Genomic DNA, 21508 nt, shown 5'->3' with positions numbered 1-21508 from the left:
CAGAATTGGTTGCGGGAGCTGGATTTGAACCAACGACCTTCGGGTTATGAGCCCGACGAGCTACCAGACTGCTCCATCCCGCGGCGGCAATTCTACAGATCGGCAGGGCTCTGTCAAATGGTTTCTGCTATTTAAATCAAATACTTATTCTTTGGCCAAACGAAAAAGGCCACTCCGAAGAGTGGCCTTTTCCTGATGTTGGTTGCGGGAGCTGGATTTGAACCAACGACCTTCGGGTTATGAGCCCGACGAGCTACCAGACTGCTCCATCCCGCGGTCGCCATTCTACATTTCCACGAAGGTGTGTCAAACGATATTTGCGGAAAAATCTTTTTCCCTCAAATATTTAGCGATCGAAAACGGCACGGCACAGCTCTCCGACGGGATATTCGAAGCGTTTCCGCCGGACTGGAGACCGTTTGCTGCTGCGGTATCATGACCCGGTCCGCGGGCTCGTCCGGCGTTGCACATCCTTCCTCGCCTGCCTCAGCTGCCATGCCGCAACGAAAGATCATCCACATTGACTGCGACTGCTTCTATGCCGCCATCGAGATGCGCGACGACCCCGGGCTGGCGGGCAAACCGCTTGCAGTGGGCGGCTCGCCCGACAAGCGCGGGGTGGTGGCGACCTGCAATTACGAAGCGCGGGCCTATGGGGTGCGTTCGGCCATGCCGATGCGCACGGCGGTCAAGCTGTGCCCGGACCTGACCATCGTCCGGCCGCGCATGGATGCCTACAAGGCCGTGTCACGGCAGATCCACCAGATCTTTCGCGACTTCACCGAGATCATCGAGCCGCTGTCCCTGGACGAGGCCTACCTGGACGTTTCCGACAGCCCGCATTTCAACGGCAGTGCCACGCGCATCGCCCAGGAGATCCGGCGGCGGGTGGCGGCGGAGCTGCATATCACGGTGTCCGCCGGAGTGGCGCCGAACAAGTTCCTCGCCAAGATCGCCAGTGACTGGCGCAAGCCCAACGGCCTGTTCGTGGTCACCCCGGATCAGGTCGACGAGTTCGTCGCAGTGTTGCCGGTGAGCAAGCTGCACGGGGTGGGCAAGGTCACGGCGGAAAAGCTGTCGCGCCTTGGCGTGCGCACCTGCGCCGATCTGCGGGAATGGAACAAGCTGGCGCTGGCGCGGGAGTTCGGCAGCTTCGGCGAGCGCCTCTACAACCTCGCCCGTGGCCAGGACGATCGCAGCGTGCAGGTGGATAACCGGCGCCAGTCCATCAGTGTGGAAAACACCTATGACCATGACCTGCCGGATCTGGACGCGTGCCTGGCGCAGCTGCCGGCCCTGCTCGACGAGCTGCGTGGCCGCATGGCGCGGCTGGACAGCAGCTACAAGCCGGACAAGCCCTTCGTGAAACTGAAATTCCACGATTTCACCCAGACCACCCTCGAACAGGCCGGTGCCCGCCGTGACCTGGACAGTTACCGGCAGTTGCTCAGCACGGCCTTCGCCCGTGGCGACAAGCCGGTGCGCTTGATCGGGGTGGGGGTGAGGTTGCAGGACCTGCGTGGCGCGGTCGAGCAACTATCCCTGTTCTGAGGCACGGCCGCGCTGTTCTGTAGGGGCGAATTCATTCGCCAAGCAGGCCGAAGGTCTGCCCTTCGAGGTCGCAGGGGCAGCGTTGCTGCCCTTGGCGAATGAATTCGCCCCTACAAAGAAAGAACGGACTTCAGTGCTGTGCTCAGCCTTCCACCGGCCACAGCCGGATCGGCTTGCCTTCGGCCGGCCACAGGCGCAGTTGGTCGATGGGGGAAATGTCCCAGCGCTGCACCTTGCCCAAGGCATCGAGGAAGCGCTGTTCCTGCTCCATCAGGGCGGGGGCGCACATCTTGCGGGTGCTGCCGGCGGCGCCGAAGGTCAGCTTGTCGCCTTCCAGGCTGTAGGTGGCGAACCAGTGGTTGCAGCCGGCGTTGCCGTAGGCGCGATTGTCGTCGCCCAGGGTGATGGTCAGGTGGCTGCGGTCGATCAGCGGGCGTTCGCCGATCCATTCCACCTGGTAGGTCGTGCCGGTTTCCAGTTGCGGGCGGTCGGTGGCGCAGCCGGAAACGGCGGCGGCGAGAGCGGCCAGCAGCAGGCTGTTCCGGGTCATTGTGCGTCCTCCTGACGACAGTTCGGGCAGTAGTGCTTCCCGGCCTGGTTGCGCCAGCCCAGTTCGGCAATGCGCGCTTCGGCGGCGGGGGCCTGGGCCTGCTTGCCGAGGCCGCCGTCGACTGCGAACTCGAAGTCCAGTCGGGTGCCGCAGGCATCGCAGTCCACGTGCCAATTGTGAATGGAAAGCTCCTTGAAGGCCGGGCCCTTGGCCACCGCCAGCCACTGGCCGGGCGGATTGATCAGATGACGCACTTTGTCCACGCAAAGGCGCATGCTGAGGTCGCGGCTGCCTTTGAGGGTGACCAGCAGGGTGTCGCCGGCCTTGATCGAGCCGCCGGTTCCGGTGACCTGATAGAGGCCCGGCGAGAGGGCGCGGCATTCGTTCAGGGTATGGGCGGGGTTGAGCAGGGTGTAGCGAAAATCGTGTTCGGCCATAGGTCCTCCGGCTGGGGTCCGCATCCTACCACGGCCTAGGCGTCCACCTGATTGCACGGCCGCCCGGCGGCCCACGCGCTGATGTTGTCCAGCGTGGTACGGGCGATGGCGGCCAGGGCCTCGCGAGTGAGGAAGGCCTGGTGGGCGGTGACTATCACGTTGGGGAAGGTCAGCAACCGGGCCAGCACGTCGTCCTGCAGGGGCAGGTCGGAGCGGTCTTCGAAGAACAGGTTGGCTTCTTCTTCATAGACGTCCAGGCCCAGGTAGCCGAGCTGGCCGGATTTCAACGCGTCGATCAGCGCCGGGGTGTCCACCAGGGCACCGCGTCCGGTGTTGATCAGCATGGCGCCGGGCTTCATCCGCTCGAGGCTCTGGGCGTTGATCAGGTGCCGGGTGGCGTCGTTGAGCGGGCAGTGCAGGCTTAGGATGTCGCTGTTGGCGAGCAACTCGTCCAGATCGACGTACATCGCTCCCAGCGCTTCGACGCTCGGGTTGCGCTGGGGGTCGAAAGCCAGCAGGCCACAGCCGAAGCCCGCCATGATGCGGGCGAAGGTCGCGCCGATCTGGCCGGTGCCGACCACGCCCACGGTCTTGCCCACCAGGTCGAAGCCGGTCAGCCCGTGGAGGGTGAAATCCCCTTCACGGGTGCGGTTGTAGGCGCGGTGCAGGCGGCGGTTGAGGGCCAGGATCAGCGCCACCGCGTGCTCGGCCACGGCATGGGGCGAGTAAGCCGGCACTCGGACCACGGTCAGGCCCAGTCGCCTGGCGGCGGCCAGGTCCACATGGTTGTAGCCGGCCGAACGCAGGGCGATCAGTCGCGTGCCACCGCTGGCCAGGCGCTCCAGTACCGCCGCGGAGAGGTCATCGTTGATGAAGGCGCAGACGACGTCGAATCCATTGGCCAGGGCGGTGGTGTCCAGTGTCAGTCGCGCCTGCTGGAAGTGCAGCTCGAAGGTGGGGCTGGCGCCGAGGAAGCTTTCGCGGTCATAGGCCTGGCTGCTGAACAGAATGGTGCGCATGGGGTCTCCTTGGTTGTTCAGCAGCATAGCTGGCGTTCGGCTATCGCATCTTGTCCGGGATCATGCCTCCAGCCTGGCCACCTCGGCGAGGCGGGTGATGGCCGCATCAAGTTCGTCCAGGGCCTGCTGGGCAGTCGGGTCATTCTGCTTGAGCAGCGTTTCGCTGCGCTGACAGGCTGCGCGCAGCTGCGGCACGCCGCAGTAGCGGGTGGCGCCATGCAGGCGGTGGACCCGTTCCAGCAGTGCCGTGCGATCGCCATTGCGCGCGGCCTGCTGGATCGCCTCGCGGTCGGCGTCGAGGGAGGCCAGCAGCATCGACAGCATGTCGGCGGCGAGGTCGGCCTTGCCGGCGGCCAGGCGCAGGCCTTCGTCCGGATCCAGCACGTCCAGGGCATCGTGCTGCTGATCCTCCCGGCCATGGCGCTGAGCTGGCTGTGCGCCGAGGCTGAGGCCAGTCCACTTCAGCACCACCTGGGCCAGCTGCCGCTCGCCGATGGGCTTGGTCAGGTAGTCGTCCATGCCGCCCTGGAGCAGGGCGCGCTTCTCATTGGCCAGGGCATGGGCGGTGAGGGCGACTATGGGCACGGGGTCCATGCGCTGTTCACTTTCCCAGCGCCGGATTGCCTCGGTCGCCTGGGTACCGTCCATGCCGGGCATCTGCACGTCCATCAGCACCAGGTCGAAGCGCTCGCGTTGCACCGCCTCGATGGCGTTGAAGCCGCTGTCCACGGCGCGTACCTCGGCGCCCATGTCGGTGAGCAGGGTCTGCACCAGCAGGAGGTTGGCCGGGTTGTCGTCGACGCAGAGCAGCCGGGGCGCGCGGCTGTTGTTCAATTGCGCCAGTTCGATGCGTGGCTGGCGCGGGCTGGCCAGTCCGCTCAGGGCCTGTTGCAGCTTGCGTGTGCAGGCCGGTTTGGCCTGCAGCTGGCTGTGTGCTTCGGGCAGCGCGCGGTGGTAGAGGGCCTGCTCGGTGGTCGGGCAGAGCACCAGGCTCTTGCAGCCGAGCTGTTCCAGTTCCCAGACCCGCTGGCTGAGCTGTTCCGGCGATAGCGCCTGGACGTCGGCGCCGATAACTGCCAGGCCGATGGGGCGATTGCCGAGGCGGCGCGCGGCGACTTCGTCCACCAGGGTGTCGATGCTGGGGTACTCCAGCACCTCCAGGCCGCAGTCTTCCAGTTGATGGTGCAGTGCCTGGCGGGTCAGCTCCTGGGGTTCGAGAATCGCCACCCGGCGTCCGTCGAGGCTGGGCTGGAAGCCGTCGTCGATCTCGTCCAGGGACTTGGGCAGGCTGAGGGTGATCCAGAACTCCGAGCCCACGCCGGGTGTGCTGCTGACCCCGATCTCCCCGCCCATCTGCTCGATCAGGCGCTTGGAAATCACCAGGCCGAGGCCGGTGCCGCCGGTCTGGCGTGACAGGGAGTTGTCGGCCTGGGTGAAGGCCTGGAACAGGGCGCGCAGGTCGGCGTCGGACAGCCCGATGCCGGTGTCCTGGACACTGATGCGCAGTTGCGCCAGCTCGTCGTCGCTGTCGTCCTCGAGCATCGCGCGCACGGCGATGGTGCCTTCGCGGGTGAACTTGATGGCGTTGCTCACCAGGTTGGTCAGCACCTGCTTGAGGCGCATCGGGTCGCCCATCAACTGCAAGGGGGTGTCGCGATAGACCAGGCTGACCAGTTCCAGGCGTTTCTCGTGGGCAGCCGGGGCGAGGATGGTGAGGGTGTCCTGGATCAGGTCGCGGAGGTTGAAGGGGATGTTTTCCAGCACCAGCTTGCCGGCCTCGATCTTCGAGAAGTCGAGTACCTCGTTGATGATCCCCAGCAGGTTGTCGGCGGATTTCTCGATGGTGGCCAGGTAGTCCTGCTGGCGCGCGGTGAGGTCGCTTTTCTTAAGCAGGTTGGTGAAGCCGAGGATGCCATTGAGCGGGGTACGGATCTCGTGGCTCATGTTGGCGAGGAACTCGGACTTGATGCGGCTGGCCTCCAGGGCCTCCTTGCGCGCCAGATCCAGTTCGATGTTCTGGATCTCGATGGTCTCGAGGTTCTGGCGCACGTCCTCGGTGGCCTGGTCGATGTTGTGCTGCAGCTCCTCCTGGGCGGTTTGCAGCGCCTCGGCCATGCGGTTGATGCCCGAGGCCAGTTCGTCCAGTTCATGACTGCCCAGTGGCGGCAGGCGGGTTTCCAGGCGGCCTTCCTTGAGCAGCGCGACGCCCTGCTTGATGCGTCGCAGGGGTTCGTTGATCGCACGGCTCATGCGCAGGGCGAGCAGGGCGGTGACGCTCAGCCCGGTGGCGATCAGCAGCAGGCTGGCGAGCAGGCTGCGGTAGCCGCGCAGCAGAGTGCCCTGGTGGGACATTTCCAGTTCCACCCAGCCCAGCAGGTTGTCGTTGCGCGGCGATGCCTTGTCGCCGGAGAGCACGCGGTGGCGCTCGAATACCGGCTGCAGGAAGCGGGTGGCCTCGGTATTGCTCCTCAGCGCGAGCGCGAGGTTGTCGCCCGGCTCATCGGGGCTTTCGTTGAGCATGCGTGGCCCGGCGTGGGCGAGGCGCTTGTGGTCCGCGCCGATGAAGCTCACGGCGCGCACGTCCGCCTGGTCCAGGGCGTGGTCGGCGATGCGCTCCAGCAGCACCGCGTCGCCTCGGATGAGCGCCGGGGCGGCGAGCGGCGCCAGGTGTTCGGCGATCATCTGGCCGCGCTGCAGCAGCTGGGCCTGCATGTCGGCCTGCTGCACCCAGGTGAAATAGCCGCCCAGTACCAGCGCCAGCAGGCTGGTGGGCAGCAGCGTCAGCATGAGCACGCGGCCCTTGATGCCCAGATCCTTGTACACGCCCATCCTCCCCATGCGCTTTGAGCGCAGTGTAGCGACTCAGCGGATGGGAATCTGCTGGCAGTTTCGCCAGAATCGCCGGTGGCATTGGGTAGTCGTTCGAATTTGCAGCTGCATCTTCAAGCAAGGCATCCATCGCACCCTCGCCCGTATCTGGCCAGCAGGGAACCCCCCTGCTGGCCGAACAGCGCCTGATATTTCAGACCCCGAGGGTGGCCTGGTAGTCCAGCAGCGCCTGGCGGTCGCTGTCGTCGCCCAGTTCGGCGGCGCGCTGGTGGTAGGCGAGGGCGAGGGTGCGGATACGCGCCTCGGGCGCTTCGGCCAGGCTGGCGCGGCTGATTCGTAGGAAGTTCAGGTTGCCACCGAGCAATGCCCGTTGCAGCCAGGTGATCGCCTCGTCCACCTTGCCCTCGGAGGCCAGTGCCGCCGCGTGGCTGAACTGGCCGCGGAAGTCGCCGGCCTCGGCTGAGCGGCGGTACCAGGTGAAGGCGATTTCGGGGGCGGGATCGACCGCGATGCCTTCCTCGTAATAGCGCCCGGCGAGGTTCATCGACTTGGCGTGGCCCATCTCGGCGGCCCGCAGATAGAGGGTGAAGGCGCCATGCGCGTCCCGCTCGACGCCACGCCCGCTGGCCAGCAGGCCGGCGTAGTTGTACATGGCCCAGTCCAGGCCGTCGCCGATGGCCTTGCGGTATTGACCGGCAGCGCCCTCCAGGTCCTCCGGCCCGCCCCAGCCCTGTTCCAGGCAGCGACCGAGCATGTTGCGCGCCATGGCGTCGCCAGCTTCGGCGGCGATGCCGAACCAGGTGCGCGCCAGGGCCGGGTCGCGCTCGATGCCGTTGCCGTCGAGGAGTATCTGGCCCAGCAGTGTCTGCGCTGCGGTGACGCCCTCGCGGGCCGCGGCGAGAATGGCGCGTGCCGCCTGGCGCGGGTCACCGGCCAGGCGCTGGCCGAGTTCATCGCCGTCGAGGGTTTCAGTGCGGCTCAGGGGAATGCCCACGGCCTAGACCTCGGCCCAGCGGCGCAGGAGGTTGTGGTAGTTGCCGGTGAGTTGGACCAGGGCAGGGTGGTCCGGCACATCGCGGGTGAGGCTCTGGATCGCCTGGTCCATCTCGAACAGCAGGGTGCGCTGGCTGTCCTCGCGGACCATGCTCTGCACCCAGAAGAAGGAGGCCAGGCGTGCGCCACGGGTAACCGCCTCGACCTTGTGCAGGCTGCTGGCGGGGTAGATCACCAGATCACCGGCCGCCAGTTTGACCCGGTGTTCGCCGTAGGTGTCCTGAATCACCAGGTCGCCGCCGTCGTAGCTGTCCGGCTCGCTGAAGAACAGGGTGGCGGAGACATCGGTGCGCACCTGCTCGGGGCTGCCCTTGATGGCGCGCACGGCGTTGTCGATGTGGTAACCGAAGGTGCCGCCGCCGCGATAGCGGTTGAACAGGGGGGGATAGACCTTGTTTGGCAGCACCGCGGACATGAACTGTGGGTTGTTCCACAGGCGTTGCAGCATGGCGGTGCTGATCTCGCGGGCCAGTGGGTCGCCCTCGGCCAATTGCTCGTTGTATTTGGCCTTGGCCGACTGGTAGCCCGCCGTGGCCTTGCCGTCGAGCCATTCGGCCTGCTCCAGGGCCTCGCGGATTCGGGCGGCTTCGTCGGTGGTGAAAATGCCGGGAATGTGCAGAAGCATGGCGGGGTACCGAGAGATACGGGTAGGAAGCGAATAGTATTTATTTTCATTCAGCCTGTAAAACCAGTGCCGACGTTCAACCCCGCCTGTGGGGCTGAAATGGTTATGGCTGCGTCAGTCATTCGATTCCGGCACATATATATAGCTGCACGCCATAAGCCGAAACGCTTGTGCGATTTGGCGCCGCCCGGTTTGCCGCTATCATAGGCACCCCCTGCGTCTGGATTGCGAAGCCCGCCATGACCCTGCAGTACCCCACAATCGCCGATTGCATTGGCCACACCCCGCTGGTGCGTTTACAGCGCCTGGCCGGCGAAACCAGCAACACCCTCCTGGTCAAGCTCGAAGGCAACAACCCCGCCGGTTCGGTCAAGGATCGCCCGGCCCTGTCGATGATCACCCGCGCCGAACTGCGTGGTGACATCCAGCCTGGCGACACCCTGATCGAGGCCACCTCGGGCAACACCGGCATCGCCCTGGCCATGGCTGCGGCCATCAAGGGCTACAAGATGATGCTGATCATGCCCGACAACATGAGCGCCGAACGCAAGGCCGCCATGACCGCCTATGGCGCCGAGCTGATCCTGGTAAGCCGCGAGGAGGGCATGGAAGGCGCTCGCGACCTGGCCGAAAGCCTGCAGCGCGGTGGTCGTGGCAAGGTGCTGGACCAGTTCGCCAACGGCGACAACCCGGAAGCCCATTATGTTGGCACCGGCCCGGAAATCTGGCAGCAGACCCAGGGCACCATTACCCACTTCATCAGCTCCATGGGCACCACCGGCACCATCATGGGCGTGTCGCGCTACCTCAAGGAGCAGAACCCGAACATCCAGATCGTCGGGCTGCAGCCCCAGGAAGGTTCGGCTATCCCCGGCATCCGCCGCTGGCCCCAGGAATACCTGCCGAAGATCTACCAGGCCGACCGCGTCGACCGGGTGATCGACATGGCCCAGAGCGAGGCCGAGCACACCATGCGCCGCCTGGCCCGCGAAGAGGGCATCTTCTGCGGCGTCTCCTCTGGCGGTGCCGTGGCGGCCATGCTGCGTCTGTCCCGCGAGGTGGAGAACGCCACCCTGGTGGCGATCATCTGCGACCGTGGCGACCGTTATCTTTCCACTGGCATCTACGAAGACCCGAATGTCCCGGCGTAACACCGGCCTGCGCTTCCAGCCCAGCGGCGGCGCACGCACCCAGCAAGTCCCGGTGGGCAAGAAGCAGCGCCTGACCATCGAGCGCCTGGCCCACGATGGTCGCGGCATCGCCTTCGTCGAAGGGCGCACCTGGTTCATTGCCGGTGCCCTGCCCGGCGAGGAGGTCGAGGCGCGCGTGCTCGCCGCCCGCAGCCAGGTGGTGGAAGCCCGTACCGAACGGGTACTGAGCGCCAGCCCGCAGCGGCTGGTGCCGCCTTGTGCCCATGCCGGTCACTGTGGTGGCTGCACCTTGCAACACCTGCCCCACAGCGAACAGCTCGCCCTGAAACAACGCACCCTGGCCGAACAGCTGGCGCGCTTCGCCGACCTGAAGCCCCAGATGTGGGTTTCCCCACTTGTGGGGGCCGAATTCGGTTATCGGCGCCGCGCGCGCATCGCCGTGCGCTGGGACGCCAAGGCGCGCCAGCTCGAAGTGGGATTCCGCGCGGCTTCCAGCCAAGCGATTGTCGGCATCAAGGATTGCCAGGTACTGGTACAGCCCTTGCAGCCATTGATGCGTGCGTTGCCCGAACTGCTGCGCGGCCTGGAGAAACCCCAGGCGGTGGGGCATGTCGAATTCTTCCATGGCACCGCGTCGGCGCTCCTGCTGCGACACACCCAGCCGCTGGGCGCGGCCGATCTCGGACGCCTTCGCGAATTCTGCGCGGCGCACCAGGCGCAGCTCTGGCTGCACGGCGAGGGTGAGCCCCGCCCGGACCAGCCCGATGCGCGCCTGGGGTACCGCCTGGAGCGTTGGGACCTGGAACTGGAATATCGCCCCGGCGACTTCGTGCAGGTCAACGCCGCGGTCAATGAGGCAATGGTGGCGCAGGCGCTAGACTGGATGAACCCGCAGCCGGGTGACCGGGTGCTGGACCTGTTTTGTGGGCTCGGCAATTTCGCCTTGCCGCTGGCGCGCCAGGTGCGCGAAGTGGTGGCGGTAGAGGGCGTCGAGGCGATGGTGGAACGGGCGCGCGGCAATGCCGTCGCCAATGGTCTGGAAAATCTGCATTTCTTCCAGGCCGACCTGTCGAACCCCTTGGCCGATGTGGCCTGGGCGCGGCAGGGCTTTGATGCCGTACTGCTCGATCCGCCGCGCGATGGTGCTTTCGAAGCCGTTCGGCAGATAAGTGCAACCGGTGCGCGAAGAGTGGTCTATGTATCCTGCAACCCAGCGACCCTGGCGCGTGACAGCGCTGAGCTGGTCAAGCAGGGGTACCAGCTGAAGAAGGCCGGGATCCTCGACATGTTTCCTCAGACGGCCCATGTCGAGGCCATGGCGTTATTCGAGGCGGGTTAGGAAGCCCGCGTAATCCGACCGGCACGACAGAGGCTGGCGACAGTTCGACGTGAGGGGTTCACGTCGTAGGGAAGGTAGGCAAGATGGTACAGGTGAGAGCGCAACAGCCGGTCAATACGGACGGCAGCATCAATCTCGAGGCGTGGCTGGACCATGTCATCAGCCTCGACCCGGTGCTCGACCGCGCGGTACTCAAGGAGGCGTGCGAGTTCGCCCGCGACGCCGAACAGCAGGCCATAGCGACGCAGAATCGCTGGTCCGAGGGCTCCTCGAGTTTCCAGACGGGTCTGGAGATCGCCGAGATCCTCGCTGACCTGAAGCTGGACCAGGAATCCCTGGTGGCCGCGGTGATCTACCGCGGCGTACGCGAAGGCAAGATCCAGCTGCAGGCCGTTCAGCAGCGCTTCGGCCCGGTGGTGGCCAAGCTGATCGAGGGCGTGCTGCGCATGGCGGCCATCAGCGCCAGCCTCAACCCCCGGCAGTCCATGGTGCTGGGCACCCAGGCGCAGGTGGAGAACCTGCGCAAGATGCTGGTGGCCATGGTGGATGATGTGCGCGTGGCGCTGATCAAGCTGGCCGAGCGTACCTGCGCCATCCGTGAAGTGAAGAACGCCGACGAGGAGAAGCGCCATCGCGTCGCCCGCGAGGTGTTCGACATCTACGCGCCGCTCGCCCACCGCCTCGGCATCGGCCATATAAAGTGGGAGTTGGAGGACCTCTCCTTCCGCTACCTGGAGCCGGACCAGTACAAGCAGATCGCCAAGCTGCTCCACGAGCGTCGCCTGGACCGCGAGCAGTACATCGCCGACGTGATGAAGCAGCTGCGCGAGGAACTGGCCGCCACCGGCATCAAGGCCGACATCAGCGGCCGCGCCAAGCACATCTACTCCATCTGGCGGAAGATGCAGCGCAAGGGCCTGCAATTCAGCCAGATCTACGACGTGCGCGCCGTGCGCGTGCTGGTGCCCGAGGTGCGCGACTGCTACACCGCGCTCGGCATCGTCCACACGCTCTGGCGGCACATCCCCAAGGAATTCGACGACTACATCGCCAACCCCAAGGAAAACGGCTATCGCTCGCTGCATACGGCGGTGATCGGCCCGGACGGCAAGGTGCTGGAGGTGCAGATCCGCACCCACGCCATGCACGAGGAAGCCGAACTCGGGGTCTGCGCCCACTGGCGCTACAAGGGTACCGACGTCAAGTCGAGCTCCGACCACTACGAAGAGAAGATCGCCTGGCTGCGCCAGGTGCTCGAATGGCACGAGGAGTTGGGCGACATCGGCGGCCTCGCCGAGCAGCTGCGGGTGGATATCGAGCCCGACCGGGTCTACGTCTTCACCCCCGACGGCCATGCCATCGACCTGCCCAAGGGCGCCACGCCCCTGGATTTCGCCTACCGGGTGCACACAGAGATCGGCCACAACTGCCGCGGCGCCAAGATCAACGGGCGCATCGTGCCGCTGAACTACAGCCTGCAGACCGGCGAAATGGTGGAAATCATCACCGGCAAGCACGGTGCGCCGAGTCGCGACTGGCTGAACCCGAACCTGGGTTACATCACCACCTCGCGCGCCCGGGCGAAGATCGTCCACTGGTTCAAGCTGCAGGCCCGCGATCAGAACGTCGCTGCCGGCAAGGCCATGCTCGAGCGCGAGCTTTCGCGCCTTGCGCTGCCGCCGGTGGACTTCGAGAAACTGGCGGAGAAGTGCAACCTGCGCTCGGCCGAAGACATGCATGCGGCCCTGGGCGCCGGCGACCTGCGCCTGGCCCATGTGGTCAACGGCGCCCAGGCCCTGGTGGAGCCCGAGCGCGGCCACAACGAGCAGCTGGAGCTGATCCCGCGGCGGGTCACCCATCACAAGCCAGGCAGGCGCGGCGACGTGCAGATCCAGGGCGTGGGCAACCTGCTGACGCAGATGGCCGGCTGCTGCCAGCCGCTGCCGGGCGACCCGATCGTCGGCTACATCACCCTCGGCCGAGGCGTCAGCATCCACCGTCAGGATTGCCCGTCGGCCCTGCAGTTGGCCGGCCGCGAGCCCGAACGGATGATCCAGGTCAGCTGGGGCCCGGCTCCGGTGCAGACCTACCCGGTCGATATCGTCATCCGTGCCTACGACCGCTCCGGTCTGCTGCGCGACGTGTCCCAGGTGCTGCTCAACGAGCGGATCAATGTGTTGGCGGTGAACACCCGTTCCAACAAGGAAGACAACACCGCCGCCATGATGCTGACCATCGAGATCCCGGGGCTGGATGCGCTGGGACGGCTGCTGGCGCGGATTGCCCAATTGCCGAACATCATCGAGGCGCGGCGTAACAGAGCTGCCTGATCCGTAGGTGGGTGCCGAGCGCAGTGAAGCCCAACATCGCCGTTGGGCCTCGCAGGCTCGGCGCCAACCTACCCGGACTCGCCACAGGACCCCGTCATGTACCAACTCAACGACCTGCTGCACCTGATGGCTCGGCTGCGTGACCCGCAGTACGGCTGCCCCTGGGACCTCAAGCAGGACTACGCGAGCATCGTCCCGCATACCATCGAGGAAGCCTACGAGGTGGCCGATGCCATCGAGCGTGGCGACTTCGACCATCTGCCCGGCGAACTCGGCGACCTGTTGTTCCAGGTGGTCTATTACAGCCAGCTGGCGAAGGAGGAAGGCCGCTTCGAATTCGCCGGCGTGGTGGATGCCATCACTCGCAAGCTGGTGCGCCGCCATCCCCATGTCTTTCCGGATGGCGACCTCTACGGAGCGCCGGACATGGCGCGTCTGGAAGAGGCGGCGATCAAGCAACGCTGGGAAGCGATCAAGGCCGAGGAGCGCGCCGAGAAGGCCGCCGCTCCCGAGCAACTGTCCCTGCTGGACGACGTCCCCACCGCCCTGCCGGCCTTGTCCCGTGCCAGCAAACTGCAGAAGCGCGCCGCCCAGGTGGGCTTCGACTGGCCCGAGGCGCTGCCGGTGATCGACAAGCTGCGGGAAGAGCTGGACGAGGTGCTGGAGGCGATGAGCGAAAACGACCCGCAGGCCATCGCCGACGAGGTCGGCGACCTGCTGTTCGTGGTGGTCAACCTGGCCCGCCACCTCAAGGTGGACCCGGAAACCGCACTGCGCAGCGCCAATGGCAAGTTCGAGCGGCGCTTCCGTTTCATCGAGCAGGCATTGCGTGAAGCGGGTCGTCCCATTGAAGATTGCACCCTGGAAGAACTGGATGCCCTCTGGGGCGAAGCCAAGAAACAGGAAAAACTCAGCCTTGGTTGCTAGCAGGTTGTTGAAAAACGTTGGCGAGGCAGCCTGGCCTAGGCGAAAACGGCCGAAAAAGCGCAGTTTACGCGCGGTAAATGAGCATTTTGAGGCCGTTTTCAACAACGGCCGGGCAACGCAGGTAGTTTTTCAACAGCCTGACAACTCGAGAGACTGAATTCCTTTATGAGCCTTTCCCTCCGCGACCAGCTGCTGAAAGCCGGGCTGGTAAACGAAAAACAGGTCAAGCAGGCCACCAAGCAACAGCAGAAGCAGACCCGCCTGGAAAAGAAGAACCAGGTCGAGAAGGACGATTCCCTGCGCCAGGCCGCCCTCCAGGCCCAGGCCGAGAAGGCCGCCCGCGACCAGGAGCTGAACCGCCAGCAGCAGGAGAAGGCCGACCAGAAGTCCAAGGCGGCGCAGATCAAGCAACTGATCGAAGGCACCCGCCTGCCGAAGCTGACCAGCGACGACTACTACAACTTCGTCGACGAGAAAAAGGTCAAGCGTATCGCCGTCAACGCCCTGATGCGCGACAAGTTGAGTCGCGGCTCACTGGCCATCGTCCGCCACGGCGGCGGCTACGAGGTGATCCCGCGCGATGCCGCCCTGCGCATCCAGGAGCGCGACCCGCGCCGCGTGGTCCTGCTCAACACCCAGGTGGAAGAGCCGGATGCGGATGATCCGTATGCAGCCTACAAGGTGCCGGATGACCTGATGTGGTGATGTGAAGAAACCGGGCCTTGGCCCGGTTTTTTTTCGCGGAATACCGGGGACAGGCCCTGCTCGTAGGATGGGTCGGGCGGCGTTCCGCGAGCGGAGCGATACCCATGCGGACAGAGCTGATGGGTATCGCAAGCGCCACCCATCCTACAAGGATGTCCGAAGCCCGGCCCTCACCTTCAGCAGATCTGATTCCCCAGCAACACCCGCCCGAAGCTCGCCCCTTCCGTCAGCGGCGTGATCGCCGTGATCTGGTCCAGCCTGAGGCGTTCCTGGCCACCCTCGTTCTGCACGATGAGAAATTCCTCCTTGTCCGGCGTGGTCAGGGTGGTCATGGCGCGGGCGTCCAGGCGGGCGCCGCCGGCCAGTTCTATATGCAACTGGTAGCGGTGCAGGCAGGCGATCTCGATGTAGTCGTAGAGGTCGCAAGAGAGCGGCAGGTATTCCTCGGTCATGGCGTTGTCCTCTGCGGCGGGCCGGTTGAACAGCATAGGCGCTGTTGGCGTCGCTGGTTTCCCCTTCCAGTATCAGCCTGTTTCGCGAACATGGGGCCAGACCAGGGTTCCGTGCTTTCTCGCGGGCACAAAAAACCGGGCGCGAGGCCCGGTTCCTTGTGCAAGGGGAGGTGTTACTTCGGCAGGCCCTTCACCGGCTTGCCGTCCACCGTGCCGTCCTTGAGCATGATCTGGTATTCCTTGCCGTCCTTCTCCACCTGGTGCAGGCGGACCAGCAGGTAGTCCCAGTCCTTGGCGAACCAGAGCACGGTCTTGCGGCTGCTCTGGGTGGGATCGCGCACGCGCTCCACCTTGATCGCGTCCACCAGGCCGGCCTCGGTGGGCACGCGTTCTTCGCCCAGCACACGGAAGTCGTAGGTTTCGATCTCGTCACCGTCGATCACCTGGTAGCTCATGCTCTTCTTGCCGTCGGCGACGTCATGCTGGAGCACCAGCTGGTAGGTGGATTTGTCCTGCAGGCCGCGGTTCAAGGGCAGGCGCACCTGGTTGCCGCGATCGTTGCCGATGATCTGCTTCTGGGCCCAGTCGAAGTCGAACTCCACCTGCTTGCTCTTGCCCATGCCACTGCGGTTGAAGCGGTAGGTCAGCGGCAGGAAGGCGTTGTTTTCGACGCGGAAAGTGCTCACTTCGCTCAGGCTGGCAACCAGCATGGAAGCCTCGAAGTCGAGTTCCCAGCGGCCGTTGTCGAGCTGCTTCAGGCTGCGGCCGGCGGTGCCGCTGATGGGCAATTGCTTCCAGTCGGCGGTGTAGCTGGCTTCGAAGGGTTTCAGTTCGGCCGCCATGGCGGGCAGGGTGAAGCAGGCGAGGAGCAACAGCAAGGCGCGACGCATTGGCGAATCTCCTAGTTACGCAGTTGTTGCCCCGAGGGAGGCAACGCTTGTCCATCCAGTTCGGCGCCGTTCGGACCCAGGCACAGTCTGCCTTCGGCAAACCAGCGCATGGCCAGCGGGTAGATGCGGTGTTCCTGTACGTGAACCCGCTGGGCCAGGCTTTCCGGCGTGTCATCCGACTCTACCGGGATCAGGGCCTGTACTACCAGAGGGCCGCCATCGAGTTCTTCGGTGACGAAGTGCACGCTGCAGCCGTGTTCGGTGTCGCCGGCTTCCAGTGCACGCTGGTGGGTGTGCAGGCCCTTGTACTTGGGCAACAGCGAGGGATGAATGTTCAGCAGGCGCCCTTGATAGTGGCGCACGAAGCCGGGAGTGAGGATGCGCATGAAGCCAGCCAGCACCACCAGCTGCGGGGTGTAGGCATCGATGGTTTCGATCAGGGCGGCGTCGAAGGCCTCGCGGTCGGTGTAGGCCTTGTGGTCCAGTACCCGGGTATCGATGCCGGCGCGCTTCGCGCGTTCCAGGCCATAGGCATCGGCGCGGTTGGAAATCACCGCGCGGATACGGGCTGGATGGTCGTCGCTGGTGATGCTGTCGATCAGCGCCTGCAGGTTGCTGCCGGAGCCGGAGATCAGCACCACCACATCACAGCGTGCGGCCATCAGTGGCTTTTCAGGTTGTTCAGCACGACGCGCTGGGCGCCTTCGGCGGCCGCGGCGATCTGACCGATGACCCAGGGCTGCTCGCCGGCTTCGCGCAGGACCTTGAGTGCCGCTTCGGCCTGTTCAGGAGCGACGCAGATGACCATGCCCACGCCGCAGTTCAGCACGCGGTGCATCTCGGTCTCGTCGACGTTGCCTTGTTCCTGCAGCCAGTCGAATACGGCCGGACGCTGCCAGCTGGCGACGTCGATCACGGCCTGGGCGTTGTCCGGCAGGACGCGCGGGATGTTGTCCAGCAGGCCGCCGCCAGTGATGTGGGCCATGGCCTTCACCGCGCCGGTTTCCTTGATCAGCTTGAGCAGCGGCTTGACGTAGATGCGGGTCGGGGCCATCAGCAGGTCGGCCAGGGGCTTGCCGTCGAGCTGTACCTGCTCGATGTCGACGCCGCTGACTTCGATGATCTTGCGGATCAGGGAGTAGCCGTTGGAGTGCGGGCCGGAGGAGGGCAGGGCGATCAGGGTGTCGCCGGTGCGCACCTTGGAGCCGTCGATGATCTCGGCCTTTTCCACCACGCCGACGCAGAAGCCGGCCAGGTCGTAGTCTTCGCCTTCGTACATACCGGGCATTTCGGCGGTTTCGCCACCCACCAGGGAGCAGCCGGCCAGTTCGCAACCGGCGCCGATGCCGGTGACCACGGTGGCGGCCACGTCGACGTTGAGCTTGCCGGTGGCGTAGTAGTCGAGGAAGAACAGCGGTTCAGCGCCGCAGACCACCAGGTCGTTGACACACATGGCCACCAGGTCCTGGCCGATGCTGTCGTGCTTGTTCAGGTTCAGTGCCAGGCGCAGCTTGGTGCCAACGCCGTCGGTGCCGGATACCAATACCGGCTGCTTGTAGCCGGCCGGGATCTCGCAGAGGGCGCCGAAACCGCCCAGGCCGCCCATCACTTCCGGGCGCGCGGTGCGCTTGGCCACGCCTTTGATGCGTTCGACCAGGGCTTCACCAGCGTCGATGTCTACACCGGCGTCCTTGTAGCTCAGGGAGGGTTGCTTGCTCATAAATCCAGGCCTATAGGGGAAATTCGAGGATCGACCGGCAAGTCTGGCTGCCGGTTTGCGAAGGCGCGCGATTTTATCAGGCTTGCCCGGTAGCGGCCATCGGCAGCGGTCGGCCTTGGCGAAAAGGCTGTGAAAACACCCGCGTTGCCCCGCGGCAGACGGCTGTTTAAGGTATAGCCCTTCGATTGCGGCCTATGCTGCACCTGTTCGCCCCACAGAGACTCCACCATGCGCCTGATCGCTTCCATGTTCCTGCTCTGCCTGTCGCTGCTCGGCCTGCCGGCCCATGCCGAATCGGTCCCCGACCTTTACCAGGTGCGCGAACCCGTTGTTTCGCAGCAGCCGGAAGAGCGCAACCAGGCATTGGTACGCGCCCTGGATACCCTGGTGCAGCGCCTCACAGGCGACCCCAAGGCCGCGCAGACGCCGGCCCTGGAAGCCTTGCGCAAGGACCCGCAGCAGCTCATCAGCCAGTACGGCTACGAAGGCCAGGAACTGGTGGTGGACTTCGACCCGATCACCACTGAACGCGCCCTGCGCCAGGCCGGCGTACCCCTGTGGAGCGCCAATCGCCCGGTCATCCTCGCCTGGTGGCTGAATCGCTCCGCCGAGGGGGCCAGCCTGGTGGGCGACGGCCAGGAAGCGGGCGCACTGCTGGGCCAGGCCGCGCAGAACCGTGGCCTGCCCCTGCGTTTGCCGCTGGCTGACCTCAACGAGCAACTGCTGGCGACCCCCGAACAGCTGACTTCCGCCACACCTGGCGCCCTGACCCAGGCCTCCGAGCGCTATGGCGCGGATGTCCTGCTGGCGGTGGACGCCAGCGAGTCCGATGGCAAGTGGCAGGCGCAGTGGCGCCTCTGGATGGGCGACAACCGCGAGCAGGGGACCCTTGAGGCGGCCGACAGCGCTGCCCTGGCCGATGCGGTGATGGCCTCGGTGAGCCAGCGCCTGGCGTCGCGCTTCGCCGTGGCCCCCGGCACCGGGCAGGCCCTGGCGCTGGAAGTGCAGGGCGCCGATCTGGCCCGCTATGCCGAGTTGTCTCGCCTGCTGGAGCCTTTCGGCGCGCGCCTGGTCAAGGTCGAGGGTGATCGCCTGGAGTACAGCGTGAATGCCAGCCCCGAGCAATTGCGCGCCCAGTTGGCCCTGGTCGGGTTGCAGGAGTCGCCGCCGGAGGCCCCGGCCCCGGCTCCGGGCGCTGATCCGCAGGCAGCACCGGCGCCCCAGGTGGTACCGCGCAACAACCTGCTGCGCTTCCACTGGTAGCGGGCGTAAACTGCTGGCCTACCCGTGACGGGGATGCCATGCACCAGTTGCCCAATTTGCTCACCCTGCTGCGCCTGGCACTGGTTCTTCCCATTGCCGGGCTGCTCTTGTCCGACCGGTACGTCCAGGCCCTGGTACTGTTCGCCGTGGCGGGCGGCTCCGACGCCCTGGATGGCTTCCTCGCCCGGCGCTATGGCTGGACGAGCCGTTTCGGCTCGCTCTTCGACCCGCTGGCGGACAAGCTCCTGCTGGTGACCAGCTTCATCTGCCTGAGCATTACCCAGCTGCTGCCGGTCTGGCTGGCATTGGTGATCTTTCTGCGGGACCTGCTGCTACTGCTGGGTGCCGGGCTGTTCCGCATGCTGGCCGGTCCGGCGCAATTCACGCCGAGTCGGCTGGGCAAGCTGAGTACCCTGCTGCAGATGGTCCTGGTGCTGTGCCTGCTGCTGGAAATGAGCCTGGCGCCGGCACTGGCCCCGGTGCGCTGGCCGCTGAGCTGGGTGGTGCTGGTGGTGACGCTGTGCAGTGGTGTCCAGTACATCTGGGAATGGGGACGGAAATTCCGCTACGCAAGGATGAGGGCCTGACATGACCGATTCGCGCCGCTGGCTGTGGCTGGGTGGCTTGCTGTTGCTGGGCTGGCTGGTCTATCAGCTGCACCCGGTGCTCTCGCCCTTCCTGGTGGGCATGCTGCTGGCCTACCTGGGCGACCCGCTGGTGGACCGCCTGGAGCGCCTCGGGTTGTCGCGCACCTGGGGCGTGGCGCTGGTGTTCGGCCTGTTCGGGATAATCCTGCTGGCGCTGTTGCTGGTGCTATTGCCCATGCTCGGCCGCCAGCTGCTGCGTCTCTATGAGGTGGCGCCGCAGATGCTCGACTGGTTGCAGCAGAGCGCATTGCCCTGGATCCAGTCGCGGCTGGGGCTGCCCCATGACTTCTGGCGCCTGGACAGGCTCAAGGCGGTGCTCGGCGGCCATCTCGGCCAGACCACCGACATCGCCAGCGCCCTGCTGGCCCAGGTCACGGCTTCGGGCCTGGCGCTGATGGGCTGGCTGGGGAATTTCCTGCTGATCCCGGTGGTGGGGTTCTACCTGCTCCGGGACTGGGATCTGATGGTGGCGAAATTGCGTGGCTTGCTTCCGCGCAGCCGCGAGGGCTATGTCGTCGGCCTGGTGGGCGAATGCCATGAGGTGCTGGGGGCCTTCCTGCGTGGCCAAATGCTGGTGATGCTGGCCCTTGGCCTGATCTATGCCGTCGGCCTGATGCTGGTGGGGCTGGACCTGGGCCTGCTGATCGGGCTCCTGGCGGGGCTGGCCAGCATCGTGCCCTACATGGGTTTCGTGGTCGGATTCGGTGCCGCACTGGTGGCCGCGCTCTTCCAGTTCGGCGGCTTCGAACTCTATCCGCTGATCGGCGTCATAGCCGTCTTCACCGTCGGCCAGTTGCTCGAGGGTATGCTGCTGACCCCGCTGCTGGTGGGCGATCGCATCGGCCTGCATCCGGTAGCGGTAATTTTTGCGATACTTGCCGGCGGGCAGCTGTTCGGCTTCACTGGCGTGCTGCTGGCCCTGCCCGTGGCGGCGATCATCATGGTTTTGCTGCGCCATGCGCATGATTTCTATAAACTTTCCGATCTTTACGGACAGTCGAGTAGCGGTCCCGACGACCCTTCCAGTACGGCATGACACCGATCCAGCTTCCCTTGAGTGTGCGTCTGCGTGACGACGCCACCTTCGCCAACTTCTATCCCGGCGCCAACGCCGCGGCCCTCGGCTATGTCGAGCGGCTGTGCGAGCCCGATGCCGGCTGGACCGAAAGCCTGATCTACCTCTGGGGCGGCGAGGGAGCCGGACGCAGCCACCTGTTGCAGGCCGCGTGCCTGCGCTTCGAGCAGCGCGACGAACAGGCCATCTACCTGCCGATGGACGAGCTGGTCCACTACGGGCCGGAGGTCTTCGACAACCTGGAGCAGTGCGAGCTGGTGTGCCTCGATGACCTGCATGCCCTGGCTGGGCGCCCGGAGTGGGAGGAGGGCTTGTTCCACCTCTTCAACCGCCTGCGCGATGCCGGACGCAAGCTGCTGCTGTCGGCCAGCAAATCACCCCGCGAACTCGGTGTGAAGCTGCCGGACCTGAAATCGCGCCTGACCCTGGCGCTGGTGTTCCAGTTGCACGCCCTGTCCGACGAGGAAAAATTGCGCGCGTTGCAGCTGCGCGCCTCGCGCCGCGGCCTGCATCTGACCGACGAGGTGGCGCGGTTCATCCTCACCCGCGGCCCGCGCAGCATGAACCTGCTGTTCGATCTGCTGGACATCCTCGACCAGGCTTCGCTCCAGGCCCAGCGCAAGCTGACCATTCCCTTCCTCAAGGAAATCTTCGGCTGGTAGCCGGGATGGCTGGCACCGCAATGGTGGACTACGGCTGCCCTACCAGGCGACACGTATATCCGTAGGGTGGACCACGCTTCATCGGTCCACCATTGGTGTCCAGGTCCGCGCAGGTGGTGGATAGAAAAGCGCTATCCACCCTACCCGAATAAAAAAGGTTCATCGCGCTTTCCCGGGGAAGGCGGCCTTGATTTTCAGGAAGAAGTAGACCGAGTCCCGAAAGCCATAGGCCATGCGCTTGATCACCTTGATGCGGTTGTTCACGCCCTCCAGGACACTGGTG

At 65.4% G+C, this 21508-nt stretch carries 21 protein-coding genes and 2 tRNA genes; 10 read left to right on the top strand and 13 right to left on the bottom strand.

All coding sequences use genetic code 11. The features are described 5' to 3' along the window. Nucleotides 1–6 precede the first annotated feature (6 nt). Nucleotides 7–83: transfer RNA gene (locus ACFW0H_RS21520), tRNA-Met, on the bottom strand. A 116-nt stretch (nt 84–199) separates the two neighbouring features. Beyond that, a tRNA-Met gene (locus tag ACFW0H_RS21515) sits at nt 200–276 on the bottom strand. A 219-nt stretch (nt 277–495) separates the two neighbouring features. Here ACFW0H_RS21515 and dinB point away from each other — a divergent pair. Next, a complete protein-coding gene (dinB, locus tag ACFW0H_RS21510; RefSeq protein ID WP_422915889.1) occupies nt 496–1551 on the top strand; it encodes a DNA polymerase IV in 1056 nt (351 codons plus the stop codon). Between the two features lie 142 nt (nt 1552–1693). On the opposite strand, the gene ACFW0H_RS21505 is transcribed toward dinB, so the two are convergent. The 6 genes from ACFW0H_RS21505 to ACFW0H_RS21480 form a co-directional block, all read right to left on the bottom strand. Then, nucleotides 1694–2101, bottom strand: a complete 408-nt coding sequence (locus ACFW0H_RS21505; RefSeq protein ID WP_422915888.1) for an META domain-containing protein — start codon at nt 2099–2101, stop codon at nt 1694–1696. Then, nucleotides 2098–2538 carry a hypothetical protein gene (locus tag ACFW0H_RS21500; RefSeq protein ID WP_422915887.1) on the bottom strand — a complete coding sequence of 147 codons (441 nt, stop codon included), beginning with the start codon at nt 2536–2538 and terminating at the stop codon, nt 2098–2100. The genes ACFW0H_RS21505 and ACFW0H_RS21500 overlap by 4 nt, the downstream gene beginning before the upstream one ends. Nucleotides 2539–2573: 35 nt before the next feature. Then, a complete protein-coding gene (locus ACFW0H_RS21495; protein ID WP_422915886.1) occupies nt 2574–3557 on the bottom strand; it encodes a 2-hydroxyacid dehydrogenase in 984 nt (327 codons plus the stop codon). A gap of 60 nt (nt 3558–3617) precedes the next feature. Beyond that, nucleotides 3618–6380: an ATP-binding protein gene (locus ACFW0H_RS21490; RefSeq protein WP_422915885.1), complete on the bottom strand. Its 2763-nt coding sequence runs from the start codon at nt 6378–6380 to the stop codon at nt 3618–3620. Between the two features lie 199 nt (nt 6381–6579). Further along, nucleotides 6580–7380, bottom strand: coding sequence for a tetratricopeptide repeat protein (locus ACFW0H_RS21485; RefSeq protein ID WP_422915884.1), 801 nt, complete (start codon nt 7378–7380; stop codon nt 6580–6582). 3 nt (nt 7381–7383) lie between these two features. After that, complete coding sequence (locus ACFW0H_RS21480; RefSeq protein WP_422915883.1) at nt 7384–8064, bottom strand: Fe2+-dependent dioxygenase; 681 nt, start codon at nt 8062–8064, stop codon at nt 7384–7386. A gap of 239 nt (nt 8065–8303) precedes the next feature. On the opposite strand from ACFW0H_RS21480, the gene cysM reads away from it, so the two are divergent. The 5 genes from cysM to ACFW0H_RS21455 all read left to right on the top strand — a co-directional run bounded on the left by cysM (nt 8304) and on the right by ACFW0H_RS21455 (nt 14516). After that, complete coding sequence (gene cysM / locus ACFW0H_RS21475) at nt 8304–9215, top strand: cysteine synthase CysM (protein ID WP_422915882.1); 912 nt, start codon at nt 8304–8306, stop codon at nt 9213–9215. After that, nucleotides 9202–10554, top strand: coding sequence for a 23S rRNA (uracil(1939)-C(5))-methyltransferase RlmD (rlmD, locus tag ACFW0H_RS21470; RefSeq protein ID WP_422915881.1), 1353 nt, complete (start codon nt 9202–9204; stop codon nt 10552–10554). The genes cysM and rlmD overlap by 14 nt, the downstream gene beginning before the upstream one ends. 83 nt (nt 10555–10637) lie before the next feature. Beyond that, nucleotides 10638–12884, top strand: a complete 2247-nt coding sequence (gene relA, locus ACFW0H_RS21465) for a GTP diphosphokinase (RefSeq protein WP_422915880.1) — start codon at nt 10638–10640, stop codon at nt 12882–12884. A 96-nt stretch (nt 12885–12980) separates the two neighbouring features. Beyond that, a complete protein-coding gene (gene mazG, locus ACFW0H_RS21460) occupies nt 12981–13811 on the top strand; it encodes a nucleoside triphosphate pyrophosphohydrolase (protein ID WP_422915879.1) in 831 nt (276 codons plus the stop codon). A gap of 165 nt (nt 13812–13976) precedes the next feature. After that, a complete protein-coding gene (locus ACFW0H_RS21455) occupies nt 13977–14516 on the top strand; it encodes a DUF2058 domain-containing protein (protein WP_422915878.1) in 540 nt (179 codons plus the stop codon). Between the two features lie 176 nt (nt 14517–14692). Here ACFW0H_RS21455 and ACFW0H_RS21450 read toward each other — a convergent pair whose 3' ends face one another. From ACFW0H_RS21450 to purM, 4 genes are all read right to left on the bottom strand, one after another. Then, nucleotides 14693–14968, bottom strand: a complete 276-nt coding sequence (locus tag ACFW0H_RS21450) for a Rho-binding antiterminator (protein WP_069086607.1) — start codon at nt 14966–14968, stop codon at nt 14693–14695. A 173-nt stretch (nt 14969–15141) separates the two neighbouring features. Next, entirely contained in the window at nt 15142–15858 is a 717-nt protein-coding gene (locus ACFW0H_RS21445) for a DUF3108 domain-containing protein (RefSeq protein WP_422915877.1), read from the bottom strand. A gap of 11 nt (nt 15859–15869) precedes the next feature. Further along, nucleotides 15870–16520, bottom strand: a complete 651-nt coding sequence (purN, locus tag ACFW0H_RS21440; RefSeq protein WP_422915876.1) for a phosphoribosylglycinamide formyltransferase — start codon at nt 16518–16520, stop codon at nt 15870–15872. Further along, the gene (gene purM, locus ACFW0H_RS21435) at nt 16520–17578 is read right to left on the bottom strand and encodes a phosphoribosylformylglycinamidine cyclo-ligase (protein ID WP_422915875.1); all 1059 of its coding nucleotides are present in this window, start codon (nt 17576–17578) and stop codon (nt 16520–16522) included. Before purM ends, purN begins: the two co-directional genes overlap by 1 nt. Nucleotides 17579–17806: 228 nt before the next feature. Here purM and ACFW0H_RS21430 point away from each other — a divergent pair, with 228 nt between their 5' ends. Genes ACFW0H_RS21430 through hda form a run of 4 tightly spaced genes read left to right on the top strand, consistent with a single transcriptional unit; the run spans nt 17807 to nt 21225 of the window. Further along, nucleotides 17807–18841 carry a DUF2066 domain-containing protein gene (locus tag ACFW0H_RS21430; RefSeq protein WP_422915874.1) on the top strand — a complete coding sequence of 345 codons (1035 nt, stop codon included), beginning with the start codon at nt 17807–17809 and terminating at the stop codon, nt 18839–18841. A 38-nt stretch (nt 18842–18879) separates the two neighbouring features. After that, nucleotides 18880–19428, top strand: a complete 549-nt coding sequence (locus ACFW0H_RS21425; protein ID WP_422915873.1) for a CDP-alcohol phosphatidyltransferase family protein — start codon at nt 18880–18882, stop codon at nt 19426–19428. Nucleotide 19429: 1 nt separating this feature from the next. Continuing rightward, on the top strand, nt 19430–20524 hold the full coding sequence (locus ACFW0H_RS21420) for an AI-2E family transporter (RefSeq protein ID WP_422915872.1): 1095 nt from the start codon (nt 19430–19432) through the stop codon (nt 20522–20524). Further along, complete coding sequence (hda, locus tag ACFW0H_RS21415) at nt 20521–21225, top strand: DnaA regulatory inactivator Hda (RefSeq protein ID WP_422915871.1); 705 nt, start codon at nt 20521–20523, stop codon at nt 21223–21225. The genes ACFW0H_RS21420 and hda overlap by 4 nt, the downstream gene beginning before the upstream one ends. 159 nt (nt 21226–21384) lie before the next feature. On the opposite strand, the gene ACFW0H_RS21410 is transcribed toward hda, so the two are convergent. After that, the coding region (locus ACFW0H_RS21410; RefSeq protein WP_422915967.1) for a transposase at nt 21385–21508 on the bottom strand (124 nt) is incomplete at its 5' end.

Origin of the sequence: Metapseudomonas cellulosilytica (genome assembly GCF_049334135.1) — a bacterium.
In the GTDB taxonomy this organism is placed as follows: Bacteria; Pseudomonadota; Gammaproteobacteria; order Pseudomonadales; family Pseudomonadaceae; genus Metapseudomonas.
Note: the sequence above shows the minus strand (reverse complement) of the source record. Positions and strands in the feature narration are given on the sequence as shown.

Bases quoted from the DNA above. Each gene is read 5' to 3' on its own strand.
- dinB (WP_422915889.1), top strand. From the start codon at position 496: ATGCCGCAACGAAAGATCATCCACATTGACTGCGACTGCTTCTATGCC.
- ACFW0H_RS21505 (WP_422915888.1), bottom strand. From the start codon at position 2,101: ATGACCCGGAACAGCCTGCTGCTGGCCGCTCTCGCCGCCGCCGTTTCC.
- ACFW0H_RS21500 (WP_422915887.1), bottom strand. From the start codon at position 2,538: ATGGCCGAACACGATTTTCGCTACACCCTGCTCAACCCCGCCCATACC.
- ACFW0H_RS21495 (WP_422915886.1), bottom strand. From the start codon at position 3,557: ATGCGCACCATTCTGTTCAGCAGCCAGGCCTATGACCGCGAAAGCTTC.
- ACFW0H_RS21480 (WP_422915883.1), bottom strand. From the start codon at position 8,064: ATGCTTCTGCACATTCCCGGCATTTTCACCACCGACGAAGCCGCCCGA.
- cysM (WP_422915882.1), top strand. From the start codon at position 8,304: ATGACCCTGCAGTACCCCACAATCGCCGATTGCATTGGCCACACCCCG.
- rlmD (WP_422915881.1), top strand. From the start codon at position 9,202: ATGTCCCGGCGTAACACCGGCCTGCGCTTCCAGCCCAGCGGCGGCGCA.
- relA (WP_422915880.1), top strand. From the start codon at position 10,638: ATGGTACAGGTGAGAGCGCAACAGCCGGTCAATACGGACGGCAGCATC.
- mazG (WP_422915879.1), top strand. From the start codon at position 12,981: ATGTACCAACTCAACGACCTGCTGCACCTGATGGCTCGGCTGCGTGAC.
- ACFW0H_RS21455 (WP_422915878.1), top strand. From the start codon at position 13,977: ATGAGCCTTTCCCTCCGCGACCAGCTGCTGAAAGCCGGGCTGGTAAAC.
- ACFW0H_RS21450 (WP_069086607.1), bottom strand. From the start codon at position 14,968: ATGACCGAGGAATACCTGCCGCTCTCTTGCGACCTCTACGACTACATC.
- ACFW0H_RS21445 (WP_422915877.1), bottom strand. From the start codon at position 15,858: ATGCGTCGCGCCTTGCTGTTGCTCCTCGCCTGCTTCACCCTGCCCGCC.
- purN (WP_422915876.1), bottom strand. From the start codon at position 16,520: ATGGCCGCACGCTGTGATGTGGTGGTGCTGATCTCCGGCTCCGGCAGC.
- purM (WP_422915875.1), bottom strand. From the start codon at position 17,578: ATGAGCAAGCAACCCTCCCTGAGCTACAAGGACGCCGGTGTAGACATC.
- ACFW0H_RS21430 (WP_422915874.1), top strand. From the start codon at position 17,807: ATGCGCCTGATCGCTTCCATGTTCCTGCTCTGCCTGTCGCTGCTCGGC.
- ACFW0H_RS21425 (WP_422915873.1), top strand. From the start codon at position 18,880: ATGCACCAGTTGCCCAATTTGCTCACCCTGCTGCGCCTGGCACTGGTT.
- ACFW0H_RS21420 (WP_422915872.1), top strand. From the start codon at position 19,430: ATGACCGATTCGCGCCGCTGGCTGTGGCTGGGTGGCTTGCTGTTGCTG.
- hda (WP_422915871.1), top strand. From the start codon at position 20,521: ATGACACCGATCCAGCTTCCCTTGAGTGTGCGTCTGCGTGACGACGCC.